The organism is Acinetobacter sp. 1000160 (genome assembly GCF_000588715.1).
Classification (GTDB): domain Bacteria; phylum Pseudomonadota; class Gammaproteobacteria; order Pseudomonadales; family Moraxellaceae; genus Acinetobacter; species Acinetobacter courvalinii.
In genome coordinates, this window is the sequence record NZ_JFWP02000001.1 from 302,754 (window position 1) to 316,716 (window position 13,963).

15 protein-coding genes are annotated in these 13,963 nt (G+C 42.4%); 6 read left to right on the forward strand and 9 right to left on the reverse strand.

All coding sequences use genetic code 11. The annotated features are described in order from the left end of the window. Positions 1 to 81 precede the first annotated feature (81 nt). Entirely contained in the window at positions 82 to 969 is an 888-nt protein-coding gene (locus J699_RS16855) for a sulfite exporter TauE/SafE family protein (protein ID WP_032869237.1), read from the reverse strand. A gap of 214 nt (positions 970 to 1,183) precedes the next feature. Here J699_RS16855 and J699_RS16850 point away from each other — a divergent pair, with 214 nt between their 5' ends. Together J699_RS16850 and J699_RS16845 are read left to right on the forward strand one after the other, a co-directional pair. Beyond that, positions 1,184 to 1,558 (forward strand): hypothetical protein, encoded by a 375-nt coding sequence (locus tag J699_RS16850; RefSeq protein WP_032869238.1) that lies wholly within the window; start codon positions 1,184 to 1,186, stop codon positions 1,556 to 1,558. A 36-nt stretch (positions 1,559 to 1,594) separates the two neighbouring features. Next, positions 1,595 to 1,783, forward strand: a complete 189-nt coding sequence (locus tag J699_RS16845; protein WP_032869142.1) for a hypothetical protein — start codon at positions 1,595 to 1,597, stop codon at positions 1,781 to 1,783. Between the two features lie 61 nt (positions 1,784 to 1,844). Here the strand turns inward: J699_RS16845 and J699_RS16840 are convergent, their stop codons facing one another. The 3 genes from J699_RS16840 to J699_RS0218315 are packed head-to-tail and all read right to left on the reverse strand — an operon-like array spanning position 1,845 to position 3,969. Continuing rightward, positions 1,845 to 2,117 (reverse strand): hypothetical protein, encoded by a 273-nt coding sequence (locus J699_RS16840; RefSeq protein ID WP_032869143.1) that lies wholly within the window; start codon positions 2,115 to 2,117, stop codon positions 1,845 to 1,847. Continuing rightward, positions 2,114 to 3,673, reverse strand: a complete 1,560-nt coding sequence (locus J699_RS16835) for a PepSY-associated TM helix domain-containing protein (protein WP_032869144.1) — start codon at positions 3,671 to 3,673, stop codon at positions 2,114 to 2,116. Before J699_RS16835 ends, J699_RS16840 begins: the two co-directional genes overlap by 4 nt. Before the next feature lie 2 nt (positions 3,674 to 3,675). Then, positions 3,676 to 3,969: a hypothetical protein gene (locus J699_RS0218315; RefSeq protein ID WP_032869146.1), complete on the reverse strand. Its 294-nt coding sequence runs from the start codon at positions 3,967 to 3,969 to the stop codon at positions 3,676 to 3,678. Between the two features lie 248 nt (positions 3,970 to 4,217). On the opposite strand from J699_RS0218315, the gene lpxB reads away from it, so the two are divergent. Then, the gene (gene lpxB / locus J699_RS16830; RefSeq protein ID WP_165569269.1) at positions 4,218 to 5,396 is read left to right on the forward strand and encodes a lipid-A-disaccharide synthase; all 1,179 of its coding nucleotides are present in this window, start codon (positions 4,218 to 4,220) and stop codon (positions 5,394 to 5,396) included. A gap of 41 nt (positions 5,397 to 5,437) precedes the next feature. On the opposite strand, the gene J699_RS16825 is transcribed toward lpxB, so the two are convergent. Then, a complete protein-coding gene (locus J699_RS16825; RefSeq protein ID WP_032869148.1) occupies positions 5,438 to 6,307 on the reverse strand; it encodes a DUF2797 domain-containing protein in 870 nt (289 codons plus the stop codon). Positions 6,308 to 6,345: 38 nt separating this feature from the next. Between J699_RS16825 and J699_RS16820 the strand changes: the two genes are divergently transcribed. Then, positions 6,346 to 6,807: a DUF6231 family protein gene (locus J699_RS16820; RefSeq protein ID WP_005230344.1), complete on the forward strand. Its 462-nt coding sequence runs from the start codon at positions 6,346 to 6,348 to the stop codon at positions 6,805 to 6,807. A gap of 150 nt (positions 6,808 to 6,957) precedes the next feature. Beyond that, a complete protein-coding gene (locus tag J699_RS16815) occupies positions 6,958 to 7,578 on the forward strand; it encodes a YidB family protein (protein WP_032869150.1) in 621 nt (206 codons plus the stop codon). 91 nt (positions 7,579 to 7,669) lie between these two features. Here the strand turns inward: J699_RS16815 and J699_RS16810 are convergent, their stop codons facing one another. From J699_RS16810 to speB, 3 genes are read right to left on the reverse strand one after another with little or no spacing between them, the layout of a single operon-like run. Continuing rightward, the gene (locus J699_RS16810) at positions 7,670 to 9,175 is read right to left on the reverse strand and encodes a purine-cytosine permease family protein (protein ID WP_032869152.1); all 1,506 of its coding nucleotides are present in this window, start codon (positions 9,173 to 9,175) and stop codon (positions 7,670 to 7,672) included. 52 nt (positions 9,176 to 9,227) lie between these two features. After that, complete coding sequence (locus tag J699_RS16805; RefSeq protein ID WP_032869154.1) at positions 9,228 to 10,544, reverse strand: MFS transporter; 1,317 nt, start codon at positions 10,542 to 10,544, stop codon at positions 9,228 to 9,230. 54 nt (positions 10,545 to 10,598) lie between these two features. Then, the gene (gene speB, locus J699_RS16800) at positions 10,599 to 11,561 is read right to left on the reverse strand and encodes an agmatinase (protein ID WP_032869156.1); all 963 of its coding nucleotides are present in this window, start codon (positions 11,559 to 11,561) and stop codon (positions 10,599 to 10,601) included. Positions 11,562 to 11,696: 135 nt separating this feature from the next. On the opposite strand from speB, the gene J699_RS16795 reads away from it, so the two are divergent. Beyond that, entirely contained in the window at positions 11,697 to 12,614 is a 918-nt protein-coding gene (locus J699_RS16795) for a LysR family transcriptional regulator (RefSeq protein WP_376746232.1), read from the forward strand. 53 nt (positions 12,615 to 12,667) lie between these two features. Here J699_RS16795 and J699_RS16790 read toward each other — a convergent pair whose 3' ends face one another. Continuing rightward, entirely contained in the window at positions 12,668 to 13,759 is a 1,092-nt protein-coding gene (locus J699_RS16790; RefSeq protein WP_009515398.1) for a porin, read from the reverse strand. Positions 13,760 to 13,963: the final 204 nt, after the last annotated feature.

A 13,963-nucleotide genomic window follows, 5' to 3' on the forward strand; every position in this document is an offset into this window, starting at 1 on the left:
GTCTGCGAATATAGCATGAAATGCCGACCGGTTAACTAGCAATAACGATAATTTATGCAGAAAGCAGCGGCATTTGTTCGCTTAAACAATTGTTGTTGAATGACTTGTCTGCTGTACAACGACAGCCTGATGCGTCTCAACTGGCTTCGGTTTGGCTTTTACTGGGTTCACAATAAAGTTCACACCCAAAGCAAATAAGGTAATCCCTAAAATTTTACGAATCAGTCTTTCTGGCATACGTGAGCTGATTAAAGTCCCGACAATAATGGCCGGGATAGAACCGACCAGTAACCACATCAACAAGCTAAAGTCGACATTCCCTGAAGACATATGGCTAAGACCTGCAACTGCTGTCAGTAATACCGCATGAACCACATCAGAACCAATGATACGGATCATGGGTAAATTCGGGAACATCAGGACCAATGCCATGATACCAAAGGCACCGGCACCCACGGATGACAGGGTAACAAAGATACCTAATACGATTCCCATAATGACAATGTAATGACGTTTGTGTTGCAAAGCATGTTGCTCGCTTTCCATATTCGCTTGCTCACGGTTACGGAAACGGTCAAACAGCTTTTCAATTTTTGCACGGAAAACAATTGAAATACCCGTCAACGTCAACATAAAGCCCAAGACCATGGTCAGCACAGCTTTATAATGCGTTGATTGGCTTAAGTAATGTTCGAGTACCCAAGACGTTGCAAATGATGCAGGAATACTGCCTAAGGCAAGCCAGAGGACAATAGGCCAGACAATATTCAGTTTTTTGGCATGAACAACTGAACCGCAGAATTTAGAGATTGAGGCATAAAGCAGATCGGTACCAATGGCAATATGAGGTTCGATCTTAAACAGACTGATCAGGATAGGGGTCATGAGTGAACCACCGCCGACACCTGTGATACCGACACAGAAGCCAACCAATACCCCAGCCATAATAAATTCTATAGGACCAAACATCGACAATATGCCTAAATATGCAAAAATCAGCATATCTTATGCTTTTTTGAGATAACTCGTTGTGATGAATAATGATTTGCTTATGCAAAAAAAAGCTAAAGGAAGCTAATTTTCTGGTTTTTAGCCCGTCTTTATGCTGATCAGCTTGCGTTCTGAACTGCGAGTGGTTTATTTTGAGAGTTATACACGGATTGTATGTTTGATCATTTCGCTTATGTCTATTTTCATTCGAAGTCTTATTTCATTGCTAATTACTATGGGTTTAATCACCAATAGCTATGCGATGGCCGTGTCTACAGTTACAGTGCGTCAACCTGTTGTCGCGCAAGTCATTGCAAATCATGCGGCAATGTCTGATTGTGGTATGTCGATCAAGAATAAGCGTGACCATGCGGACAGCGCAAAAATGGATACATCGCACTGTCAAAAAAGTCTATGCTGCGTGGCACTAAACGTTGAAGAAAAACATGCTGATCTTGGGCGAAGCATACAATTTGTTAGAACCGAAAATTCAGTTTACATGGAGCAGTTGAGCTTAGGTATTTACAGCCTACCTTATCGCCCTCCAAATCATGTCCTGTTTTTATAAATTCAAATTTCTTATTTTTATTTCAAGGACATGACCATGTTTAATATTAAAACCGTATTGCTTTCAACACTATTATTGGCCACGACTGTACCCGCCTTTGCTGCAACTGATTGCTGTAAAGAAAAACAGGCCACCACAAAAAAAGACTGTTGTGAAAAGATGAAATGTTGTGATGACAAAGACAAAACTGCTTCTCAGGAAGAGCATAGCCATCACGGGCATTAATTTCTAAGTAATAAAGCTATCCTTGGCAGAAGTCGAGGATAGCTGTTGAATCAACATCATTTTAGTTTTTAGTCGGTTTAAGCTCATTCACAGATAACACCAATAAAAAGGTCACTGGTGTGGCGAAGATCCACCAACTGATAAAGCCAATGGAACTGCCATAGGCAAAGCAGAGCAAACTACCTGCAGTCAAGAAGCAGGCATAAGCTAAAGTTTTCAACTGTGTTTTAAAGCGTATGAAAGCTTGTTGTTTGGCTTTGTTGATTTGCTTGGCACTACATTTATATAGCAACAACATCCCGATCAGGGTCAATATAAGGCTCAACTGAATCATGCATTGACCTCTTGTTGTTTCGCTAACTTGGTCTTGATTTTCTGGGCAGATTTGGCTTGAATCGGCTGAATATTCCTAAAAATAAACACCGCAAATAGGGCGCAGACCAGTAGGAACAAATCAATCCGTAGAAATAGCCAGTAACTTGGCCAATCCTTAATGAGCTGGTGATTGATTAGATAAATCAGGTTATAGATCGGTAAAAGCAAAGCCACTAATCCAAACATGAAAATCTGTGATTTCCATAAATATTGCTTTTGGGTGAATAAGGCGATGATAAAGCTTAATCCCCATACGCTAAAAAACGTATAAATTTCATAATTGGGTGAGGTATCGCTCACCTGTACAAAGCGATTGGCAAATAGATAGCCCAGCATTGCGGTTGGAAGACCGACAAAAGCTGCAATATTTAAGCGGTCCACCAGATAGTAGCCCAAATGGAATTGATCCGATTTATTTTGGATCTGACGTTTTAAGCTCCATAACAAGAGGCCAGACGCAATCATCAAACAACCTAAAATGCCTGAACAGAAGAAAGCCAAGCGTAATAACGGTTGTGCAAACGTCGCCATATGCAGGCCATAAACACCTGCATTTAAGGTCGCAACTGCACTTTCATTTCGGGTATTGGCCAATATCTTACCCTGTCCATCAAAGGTAATTTGTGCCTGATTCAAGGTAATCGAACGATCTTCCAATTGTTTAAAGGTAATGATGGCCTGGTCTGTATTTGGATTTTTGACCTCGATGGATGCTAAGGCTTGATCTCCCCATTGTTGTTTGACTTGTTCTAATAAAGTGCCAATGGGTAACATCTCCGCTTTTTGCGGTTCAGCTTGATGAGGCGTACTTTTTTCCGTGGTTCGAATCTCGGTAAAGTATTGAAAAGGATTGTCTGGATAAAGTTTCTGCATGCCCCACGGCAGATACAGATAAAAGAAAATCGCCAATCCGGTAAAGGTAATGGTCAGGAAAAAGGGCAGTGCCAGTACCGAACACACATTATGAAAGTCCAGCCAGGAACGCTGCGATTTAAAGGTTCTGAGGGTAAAGAAATCGGTAAAGATCTTTTTATGGGTAATGATGCCAGAGACCAAAGCGATCAGCATAATAAAGGCAGCAAGACAGGCAATCAGCCGTCCGGCCATAATAGGAACGCCATACAGTTGAAAATGGAAGTTATAGAAGAAATCGCCGCCTTGGGTTGCCGACAATTTTAACTCTTGCCCTGTATTGGCATCCAGACTACGGCTTTCATAAGTCCCACTGGCTTGTTGCCAGTACATTTTATTGACCGGTTCTTCGTGATTGGCCACCTTGAGATACCATGATTTGGCATCTCCCGCATGCGTTTGCAGATAATTGGCCGCTGTGGTGATGGCGGTATCCTGATTGACTTGAACCTGCGCCAGTTGCGGTTGCATCCACAAATTAATCTGGTGACGATAGTACGAACTAGTTCCCATTAAAAAAATAGCAAACAAAAGCCAGCCAAAAATCAGACCCGTCCACGCATGTAACCATGCCATTGATTGGCGAACACCTTTATTTTGCATTTTTAATTTAAACCCACAGATAAGCCAAACACGGCGCCGGTCAACACCAGACTGGTCAAGCTGAGTTTCCACAGTGAATGTGCGCAAAAACTCAGAATGATAAAGCCCAGATAAAACAGAATCGAAATAAATGCGGCTAGATAGATTGCTTCTGCCTTGTCTAATATGTGGCTAAATAATGAGCTGAGTCCGAGGTTTAAATACATCATGCACAGATAACCCCCTACAAAGCTCAGTACAAAGCGATAAAAAATGCTCAGTCGGTAGACAAGCGAAACAGATGCAGATTTAGCCATAACGGGTCTTGAAGCAAAAGGAGAGAGAAATAAATCACATATGGAAATGATTCTTGTTTATATTAAGTCTTCGTTCCATCTCAATCAATTCTTCATTCATCGTAAATCTAGATTGTGTTTTTAATAATAAATGTCATCTTAGATCAGAATTGATTTTCACCAATCATGAACAATTTGCATGGTTTGGGGTGATTCGATGTAAAATCATTCTGTTAGAATCTTTTAAACATTTCTGTGGGGCGTGGGTCTTGTTAAAGCAAAAACTAAAAATTGGTATCGTGGTGGGGGAAGTTTCTGGAGATACTCTAGGCGTGAAACTCATGCGCAGTTTTCGCGAACAAGGCATTGATGTTGAATTTGAAGGGATTGGCGGCCCACAAATGATTGCGGAAGGTTTCCATAGCTATTATCCCATGGAAATCCTGTCGGTCATGGGAATTGTGGAAGTTCTCAAAGACCTGAAAAAATTATTTGCTGTGCGTGATGGTCTGGTCGAACGCTGGACCGAGCATCCGGTTGATATATTTATTGGTATTGATGCGCCAGATTTTAATTTACGTTTGTCCAAAACCATTAAAGAAAAGAATTTACCGATAAAAACTGTGCAATATGTCAGTCCATCGGTATGGGCATGGCGGCAAGGCCGTGTACATGGCATTAAACGCAGTATTGATCTGGTCCTATGTTTATTTCCATTTGAAAAAACCTTTTATGAAAATTATGAGGTTGCCGCTGCATTCGTCGGGCATCCTTTGGCGAAACAATTACCGTTAAAAAATCCAATTGCAGAAGCCAAACATCAACTGGGATTATCGGCACATATTACTCACATTGCGTTATTACCGGGTAGCCGCCGTGGTGAAATTGAACGATTACTGCCGCTATTGACGGGTGCTGCAGAAATCCTGCATCGCAAGCATCCTGAGCTCGAGTTTTTAATTCCTGCAATTAATGATGCGCGCAAGCATCAGATTGAACAGGGCATTCAAAATCTGGATGCGAGCCTGAAAGCTAAAATTCATGTGCTGGAAAATAGCGATGCAGAATCCAAGATTGGCCGTATGGTCATGAATGCTAGTGATATCGTGGCATTGGCTTCTGGTACGGCAACACTTGAAGCAATGCTATTGCATCGTCCAATGGTGACTTTTTATAAGTTGAACTGGTTGACCTATATCATTGCCAAATTGCTGGTCAAAATTCCCTATTATTCTTTGCCCAACATTATTGCCGGCAAAAAAGTGATTGAGGAGCTGATTCAGGCCGACGCAACACCTCAGCATTTAGCCACTGAAATTGAACGTCTTATGGATCATGAAACGGCGCATATTCAGATGATGCAACATTTAAGCATGCATAAGCAGTTGATCTCGGGGAATACCGAGGATCCGGTACAGGCAATTTTGAATTGTTTAACAACTGGATAAACAAAAAAGGTGGCAATTAAGCCACCTTTTTATGATTCGGATTATGCGCGAAGAATCAGCTCATAGCCTGTGTACTTACGGATATTGATCACCCCAATATCCATTAATAAATACTGGCCTTTAATGCCTTGCAACACACCACGAATTTTAGGCGTTTTATCCAGATTCAGCGATTTAATCTTTTCAGGATAAGCTTCGACTGGATAAATGAATTCCTGCTGTTTTTCGTTCTCCAAAAACTCCAGATTTTCGTTAAATTCAAGATTCTGGTTAAACTCTTCACGAATGCTCTGAATCTTTGGTGCAAACTCTTCCAGAATCTGATCACGTTTTTCAATCAGGTTTAAGGGTTCAGCTTCACCCTTAAGAAGTTTACGCCAGTCGGTTTTATCTGCAATCTGGGTACCAAACAAGGTTTCCAGATGCCCTGACAGACGGCGCGATCCGACTTTTAAAATCGGTAGCGCCTGAGTTGCACCTTGATCCAGCCAGCGGGTCGGCATATTCACGATACGAGTGATGCCGATTTTCAAGGCGCTGGAATTGGCTAAATAGACAATATGCGGCTGGAAGCAAACGCTATGGGCAAACTCATCTTCACGGCAGGTGCCCAAGTGATAATGGCAGGGTTCTGGCTTCATAATGCACAGGTCGCATTCGGCCTTGGTTTTAAAACATTTAAAACAATGCCCTTGTGAATAAGACTTCGGTGTTTTTGCGCCGCACGAGGTACAAAAGATATTACCGGTCCATTCGATCTCGATTTCCTGTCCTAATACAAATGGCAGGTCAGTTTCTGTACGATCTAATATAAATTTATATTCAACATTTGCCTTGCTTGTTGATTGATCAGTTACACTATGCGTTTTGAGCGCTGCATGCATTTTATGACAAATGCCTTGTAGTTCCATGAATAAACTCTCATCTTTCTCAATCAAGGGTTGCAGTTATGGCTGAACAAAATGTCATCACTTCTATGCTAGACGATTTATCTCAAGAACAGCCCATTCATACTGCACTTTGTATCGGTCAGCAGATTGACCAAAATGCTTCAATTCAATGGCATTATTTTAACGTAACTGACTTTTTAAGTCTGCCATTTACGCAACGTTATGATTTAGGTTTTGTATTATTTGATACAGAAGAAATGCAAAATCTGACTGAAACGCAAAAAGCACAGCTGTTGGTGAAGTTACGTGATCTGATGGCAAAGCGAATCGTGGTGGTGAGCAAGCGTGAAGATGAAAAGCTGTTACGTTCGCTCGGGTTTACCCAACTGATTGATAAGACGACGCATGACAGTGACTTTGCACTGTGGCAGTTTAATATTTTGACTTATAAGCATGTGCCGGACTGGTTCAATTCCAAATTCTGGGCCAATCCGGAAAACTGGGATAAATTCCGCTGGTAAATGACCAAAGCCGAACTTTCAATCCGATTGATATTTCAGAGCAAAGATCAGCGGCAAAGCCTTGCAAAATTTAACAATTTATCTTTGTGCTGTATTTTCAAAGCAGCGTATGCTTTTGGGATAAATAATTCCAAAAGGAACGTTTAGGTTATGACAGATTTAACCAATATTGTTGAAATTTTAGCAAAGCAAGCTTTAGGCGGTGGTCAGCAACAGTCAGGTCAGGCTGGTGGTTTAGGTGGAATTTTAGGTTCGGTACTCGGTCAACTGGGTGGACAACAGCAGAATACGCAAAATCAGCAAGGGGGCCTAGGCGGTATCTTAGGTTCGGTGCTGGGTCAATTGGGCGGTACGTCAGGTTCAACCCAAAGCAATGCAACCGGTGGCGGTAGTACAGCGCAAACTTTATTGATTGCCGTGTTACCTCTGGTTTTAGCCTGGATTCAAAAACAAGGTGGCTTACAAGGTGCCTTGGATAAGCTGAAAAATGCCGGTTTAAGCAATCAGGTACAAAGCTGGGTCGATCCACAACAGCAAAATGCCGAAGATGTTCCTGCGCAGAATATTCAAAGCTTATTTGATGATCAGGATGTTGAGCAGGTTGCTCAGCAAACCCAAGCGCCTAAACAGGCTATTTACGGTGCGATCGCTTCGGTTTTGCCACAAGTGATTGATTCATTGACGCCTCAAGGCAGCAATACCAACCCTCAAGAAGCCAATCAGGATATTCAGCAAGTGCTGAATCTGGTCAGTGGTTTTTTAAAGAAATAATTCTTCCTTCAAAAAAGCCTGCTTAAACTAAGCAGGCTTTTTTCTGGCGAAAAGTTTATGAATTCAGCTTCTATATCCAGCCAAAAATGACTTAGTTTGAAATAAATGATGAATGACATTGCTGCTTTGAACTGTCAATTGCGAATGTGGGGTCATATACCGAGCTTGGTTCCGGGAACAGTTTGAGCAGTAAAGTATAAAGGAGTGCTGCAAGTACAATACTAATGGGTAGACTGAGATCCAGACCGTTGAATAAATTCCCCCAGATCCCAATAAACTGATCCGGTAAATGCACAAAGCATAAGCCAATCAGGGCACTTGGAATCCATGCAATGATGCCACGCCAGTTCCAGCCATGATGAAACCAATAGGCACCGCCTTTTATACCAGTTGCAAATACATGTAAATCATCATTTTTATAATACCCTCGACGCGATATAAATCCGATAATCATAATGATGATCCATGGACTGGTACACACCACAATCAGCGTGGCAAAAGTCATGACGCTTTGAGTCAGATTGGCTGCAAAGCGGCCTATAAAAATAAACAGGATCGAGAGCAAGCCAACACAGATGGTCGCTTTAACACGGCTAAGGGTTTTTGGAAAAATACTCGACATATCCAAACCTGTACCATAGAGCGCCGTGGTGCCTGTAGATAAACCGCCAATCAACGCAATCAGACATAAGGGGATAAAATACCAGGCCGGTGCAATCTGAATCAGCCCGCCAATGTAATTATTCTGCTGCATAAACATCGGTGCATGAGTTGCGACAATGGTGGCTGTCATAAGACCAAATAAAAAGGGAATAAGGGTTGCAAGCTGAGAAGCAAAAACTGCGACCATGATTTTGTATGAAGATGTATCTTTGGGGATATAACGGGACCAGCCACCTAAAAAAGTTCCAAAGGAAATAGGATTGCTGAATGCAATCAATGACGCCCCAATAAAGGCAGCCCAAAATCCAGCTTGTCCCAATTGGATTTTTCCTGCATAGGCTGAATCGAATTGTTGAGAAAAAGCAAAAATACCTAAAAAGAACAGTAGGCTTGAGGCAATCACCGCAATTCGGTTTACCAGTAGCATGAAACGGAAACCATAGATACAAATCACCAGTACCAGTAAGGCAAAGCCACTATATACCAGCGCGTAAAGCCAGTTGCTTTGAGAAGAATGATCCAATAAGCGTTGCGTGGCCCCAATCAGCGCGTCACCGGAGCTCCAGACCGATAGTGAAAAAAATGCAATCGCGGTAAGTAAGGACAGGAACGAACCGACAATTCTGCCGTGAACACCAAAATGGGCAGCTGAGGCTACGGCATTATTGGTTCCCGTACGCGCACCAAAAATTCCCATGGGTGCTAAAATACATGCGCCAAATACAACGCCACATAAAATTGCCAATAAACCTGCCTGAAATGAAAGACCCAGCATAATCGGGAAACTTCCTAACACACAGGTCGAGAAGGTATTGGCACCGCCAAAACTCAGGCGGAACAGGTCGAATGGTGTCGCCGTACGGGCATATGCGGGTATTTCTTCGATACCAAAACTTTCAATGTGTGTAACTGATTTAGAATTCTGTTTATGCATATTGTTTTTCCTGCTTTATCCAAAGAACTTCCCTGTTCCTAAAATTTATAATTTAGGCGGCATCTCTTGAAACCTGCCGTTCCTGAGTCGCTAAAGAGCTATGCATTTGCTTCTTCCTGAGATGTGTAATGCCACAAATACCAATCAGAGAAAGCAAGGATAAAAAACTAAATAAAAGCGCCAAGGGTAACCATTCACCTGCATAACGTTGTGCAAGCAACGTTCCAATTAAGGGTGTAGTGCCACTTGTGATCGCTGCAATCATTTGATAGGAAATGGAAATACCGGAATAGCGTACTTGTGCAGGAAAAGCTTCAGCCATAAAACCAGCCACAACGGAATAGAGGGAAGACAGCGCAATCACAGCCAGGGTAATGCCCAAAACGATCAAATAAATATTTTTAGTGCTGACCAGCATGAACATGGGATAAGGAACGGCGATACATAAGATGGCCGCCCAGAATAAAAAACGATGCGAACCAATTTTGCTGGCATACCATGCAGCCACTGGCATCGCAATAAATTCAAATACAGTTACCCAAAATAAGGCATCCAGAATGGTTGGGCGACTGATGCCTACATATTGGGTGACATAGGTCATCATAAAGGTATTGGTAAAAAAGAAACCCGCGGTGCCGATCGTGATTGAGAGCCCTGCAAAAAGTACCTGTGGCCAGTAATGTTTGAGTAACTCTTTAATCGGGAATTTTACAATTTCCTGTTTTTCCTGCATTTGTTTAAATTCTGGCGACTCTTCAACACCTAAACGTATTGCAAGGCCGATCAACATAAAGACGAAACTGAGCAGGAAGGGAATACGCCAGCCCCAAGTGAATAAGTCCTGTTCATCTAATGAAGTAATGGCCCGAAAAACTAGCAGACAAAGGATCAGGCCCGCTGGACTACCCATTTGAGCAAAAGAAGCAAAAAAGGTTTTCTTGTGTGCAGGTGCATGCTCACTGGCCATTAACACTGCGCCGCCCCATTCACCACCCACGGAAAGTCCTTGTAAAAAGCGCAACACAATTAATAGCACAGGTGCCCATATTCCAATATGGTGATAACTCGGTATGAGACCAATTCCTGTCGTGGCCAAACCCATTAACAGCATGGTAAATAGCAGCATCTTTTTACGGCCCACTTTGTCGCCCAAATGCCCGAAAATGACCGCGGCCACAGGTCGGGCAATAAACCCAACCGCAAAAGTGGCAAATGCAGCCAGCGTACCGGTTACCGGGTCAGTTTCAGGAAAAAACACCAGACCCAGAACCAGTGCGGCGGCAGTGGCATAAACATAAAAGTCATAAAATTCGATGGTTGTACCCACGAAAGCTGCAGCAGCAGCCCGTTTTGATTGATCTATTTTCATCCTCTGAAATCCTTGAGTTTGTCTTTATTTGATTCCTATCTTTTACAAATACAGTTATTTATGTATGGTGACTCCGGGTAGAACACATAACATTTCATACAGGAGATTGGCACCTAATAGAGACGTATTGCCCGTCGTGTCATAAGGTGGAGAGACTTCAACCAGATCACATCCCACCAGATTTAAACCTTGGCAACCGCGGACAATTTCCATGGCTTGGATGGTGGTCAAGCCGCCAATTTCTGGTGTACCTGTACCAGGTGCCCAGGCAGGATCAATTCCGTCAATGTCAAAGGAGAGATAGACCGGTCCGCCATCGACTTGCTGTCTGACTTCTTCCATCAACGGTGCAAGTGATTTGTGCCAGCATTCTTCGGCCTGTACCACGCGGAAACCTTGACGTCGGCTCCAGTTAAAATCATCTGCACTATAGCCTTGAGCCCGTAAGCCAATCTGGACAACGCGCTGGCAATCGAGTAAGCCTTCTTCGGCTGCACGGCGGAAGGTGGTGCCATGCGCAATTTTTTCGCCAAACATTTCATCATTGACATCGGCATGCGCATCAATATGAACGAGGCCAACAGGGCCATGCTTTTTATAGATAGATCTGAGAATCGGTAAGGTCAGGGTATGATCGCCGCCAAGTGTCAGGGGAATAATCGGATGTGCCAGAATACGATCATAATGTGCTTCAATAATGCGTACGGCTTCAGCCAGATTAAAGGTATTAATCGGAACATCCCCCAGATCGGCGACATTCAACGACTCGAAAGGCGCAGCACCAGTTGCCATGTTATAAGGTCGAATCATCACGGACTCAGCACGGATTTGACGTGGGCCAAAACGGGTACCGGACCGTAATGAGGTACCAATATCTAAAGGAATTCCGATAAAAGCTGCATCAAGGTCTGCAAGGCCTGCATCATTGTCTACCACGGGCAGACGGAGCATGGAGGCAATCCCCCCGAAACGAGGCATTTCATTTCCACCGAGCGGTTGATTTAACGTCTTGTTCATGTATTTCTCCTTTTTCTTATTTATTCACCACCCGCAAACCGGGTTAAATCCTATTTTTAAAAAACTTAGTTCAGATTTTTCTAAACTAATCTGATCATGGATGTTTTAAAATAAGGCGAGGAAATAAGGAAAAATATGATGGAAGACGTGGCCTATTCTGATATTAAATTAATTCGGATTTTTGTCAGTGTGGTAAGGAATAAAGGCTTTGCCAATGCCCAGCAGGAGTTAAATCTTTCCACCTCTGCGATTAGTACCTATATGACTCAACTCGAACAAGTCGTGGGTTTTAAGTTATGTGAACGGGGACGTGGCGGCTTTTCATTAACAGAAAAAGGAGAGATGTTTTTACAGGAGGCTAAGCGTATCCTGCATGAACTGGAGAACTTTTCCCGACACACGGCCCAGATTAAGGGAGAGTTAACCGGGACGCTGCGAATCGGTATGTTGGATTGTATGGTAACCGATCAGAATATTCCGCTGGATCAGATGATTAGCCAGTTTTCAAAGCAATATCCGCAGATCTATATCAAAATCCAGGTGCAGTCGCCGTATGAATTGCAAATGGGGATTCTGGAAAACCGTTTTGATGTTGCGATTGGTTCATTCTTTATGAAAATGAATGGGGTCATGTACCAGCCTCTGCATCAAGAGCAACAATGGTTATTTTGCAGTGATCAACATCCCATGTTCGCACAACAGAACCTGACTGCGGACGTTATCCGGCAGGGCAAAATGGTCAGTCGGGGGTACTGGAGTCATACCGAATTGGCAAAACAGGGATTTAAGCATTCATTTGCGACAGTTGACTCCATGGAGGCTCAACTTATTTTAATTTTATCTGGGCAATATATTGGTTATTTACCGGAACATTTTGCCCAGCACTGGGTGGAACAAAAACGTTTAAAAGTTTTACTGCCTGCAACGTTTGGTTATAACGCTCCATTCTCGCTTATTTTTAGACGCGGTAGAACACAGGAGCAAGTGATTCAGAATTTTCGTAAAGTGGTAAAAAACTTTTTTAATGATCAGCCGGTCCGGCCCAAAAAATAAAAGGGCAGATCCATTGATTGCCCTTTCATTTTTATTGAAGAACTAACTTCAGATTAGAAGTTATATTCCATACCTAAACCGATGGTTGTTTTCTTATCATCTTTTACTAACCAATCACGTTTTTGTTGACCTACCACACCGTAGAAACGTGTTTGTTTGTTGATTTGATAGTCAGCACCTACACCATAAAGATCTTGTTTACGATCATCACGGCCATTAACTTCAGTTGTAGAAGAAATATATTCTGCTTTTAACTTCACCGGTGTTGAAGGGATGGTATAAGCTGCTGTTACACCATAGGCATCTTCTTGTAAGCCCTTATATGAAACAGCTGGTGAGCCTACCATCACTGTATCATCTGTTGGTTGAGCTGTTTGCCATAATGCACCAAACACAAGACCGTCAACGCCAGCTGGTGTCAGGTCGACAGAACCTGTAACACGGATTGCATCAGAATAAACACTATTGTCGCCGCTTAAGTCACTATAAGCATTGTATTTAGAAGCAACGCCAAAGTTACCCGCAACTGCTGCTGCTAGACCCCAGTCTTTATTTTCATAAGTTAAAGAGGTTGACACACCATCGCCAAATCCATCACGGCTGCCTTTTTGGCCCTTAACATCGTTTTTAACAGCTGATGATTCTTCACCTTGCTGGAACATGATGTTAAATCCTAAACCACCCAGCAGTTTTTTATCTGTTTCAAAACCAATCACGTTCTTTAAACGATCTTCACCCACAAGAACTTTGGTCATATCCAATTCATTGTGATCGTTAAAAATATCCTGATTATTACCGGCAGCAGTTTTGAAGTATGAGTCAAACTGACCTACTTTTAAGGTACCGATCCCATCAGATTTAAGACCTACAAAACGGTTACGGTTGCTGAACACATCACCGTCACCATCTGCACTTACTTGCCATTCAATCAAGTACACTGCAGAAAGTTTATCAGTCAGTTTTTCTTCACCTTTTACACCAATACGAGAAGCGTTTGAGTTTACTTTAGTTACGCTTTCGTCTTTAAAGCCATTTTTATCAATTTGATCCAAAGTCACATTGAGCTTACCATACAATGTTGGTGCTGCTTGCGCTGCGTTCATGGCTAAAGTTGCTACAGTAGCAGCAAGAAGCAATTTTTTCATTGATATTTCTCCAAAACACTTTTTTGTAAATGGCCGATGCCTTAGTTACTGTTATAAGCTTGCTTGTGTACATAAAGTTACACAGCTCACTGACTTGTATGCAGTATCGGTAAACTTTGTGACAGAGAAGTGAAAGAAAAATGACAGTTTAATGACGATTCATATTTGGTAATAATTATATTTCTTATTTATTTTTAAAGAGTT

Coding starts and splice junctions, on each gene's coding strand:
- J699_RS16855 (WP_032869237.1), bottom strand. CDS start 969: ATGTTTGGTCCTATAGAATTTATTATGGCTGGGGTATTGGTTGGCTTC.
- J699_RS16850 (WP_032869238.1), top strand. CDS start 1,184: ATGTCTATTTTCATTCGAAGTCTTATTTCATTGCTAATTACTATGGGT.
- J699_RS16845 (WP_032869142.1), top strand. CDS start 1,595: ATGTTTAATATTAAAACCGTATTGCTTTCAACACTATTATTGGCCACG.
- J699_RS16840 (WP_032869143.1), bottom strand. CDS start 2,117: ATGATTCAGTTGAGCCTTATATTGACCCTGATCGGGATGTTGTTGCTA.
- J699_RS16835 (WP_032869144.1), bottom strand. CDS start 3,673: ATGCAAAATAAAGGTGTTCGCCAATCAATGGCATGGTTACATGCGTGG.
- J699_RS0218315 (WP_032869146.1), bottom strand. CDS start 3,969: ATGGCTAAATCTGCATCTGTTTCGCTTGTCTACCGACTGAGCATTTTT.
- J699_RS16825 (WP_032869148.1), bottom strand. CDS start 6,307: ATGGAACTACAAGGCATTTGTCATAAAATGCATGCAGCGCTCAAAACG.
- J699_RS16820 (WP_005230344.1), top strand. CDS start 6,346: ATGGCTGAACAAAATGTCATCACTTCTATGCTAGACGATTTATCTCAA.
- J699_RS16815 (WP_032869150.1), top strand. CDS start 6,958: ATGACAGATTTAACCAATATTGTTGAAATTTTAGCAAAGCAAGCTTTA.
- J699_RS16810 (WP_032869152.1), bottom strand. CDS start 9,175: ATGCATAAACAGAATTCTAAATCAGTTACACACATTGAAAGTTTTGGT.
- J699_RS16805 (WP_032869154.1), bottom strand. CDS start 10,544: ATGAAAATAGATCAATCAAAACGGGCTGCTGCTGCAGCTTTCGTGGGT.
- speB (WP_032869156.1), bottom strand. CDS start 11,561: ATGAACAAGACGTTAAATCAACCGCTCGGTGGAAATGAAATGCCTCGT.
- J699_RS16795 (WP_376746232.1), top strand. CDS start 11,697: ATGATGGAAGACGTGGCCTATTCTGATATTAAATTAATTCGGATTTTT.
- J699_RS16790 (WP_009515398.1), bottom strand. CDS start 13,759: ATGAAAAAATTGCTTCTTGCTGCTACTGTAGCAACTTTAGCCATGAAC.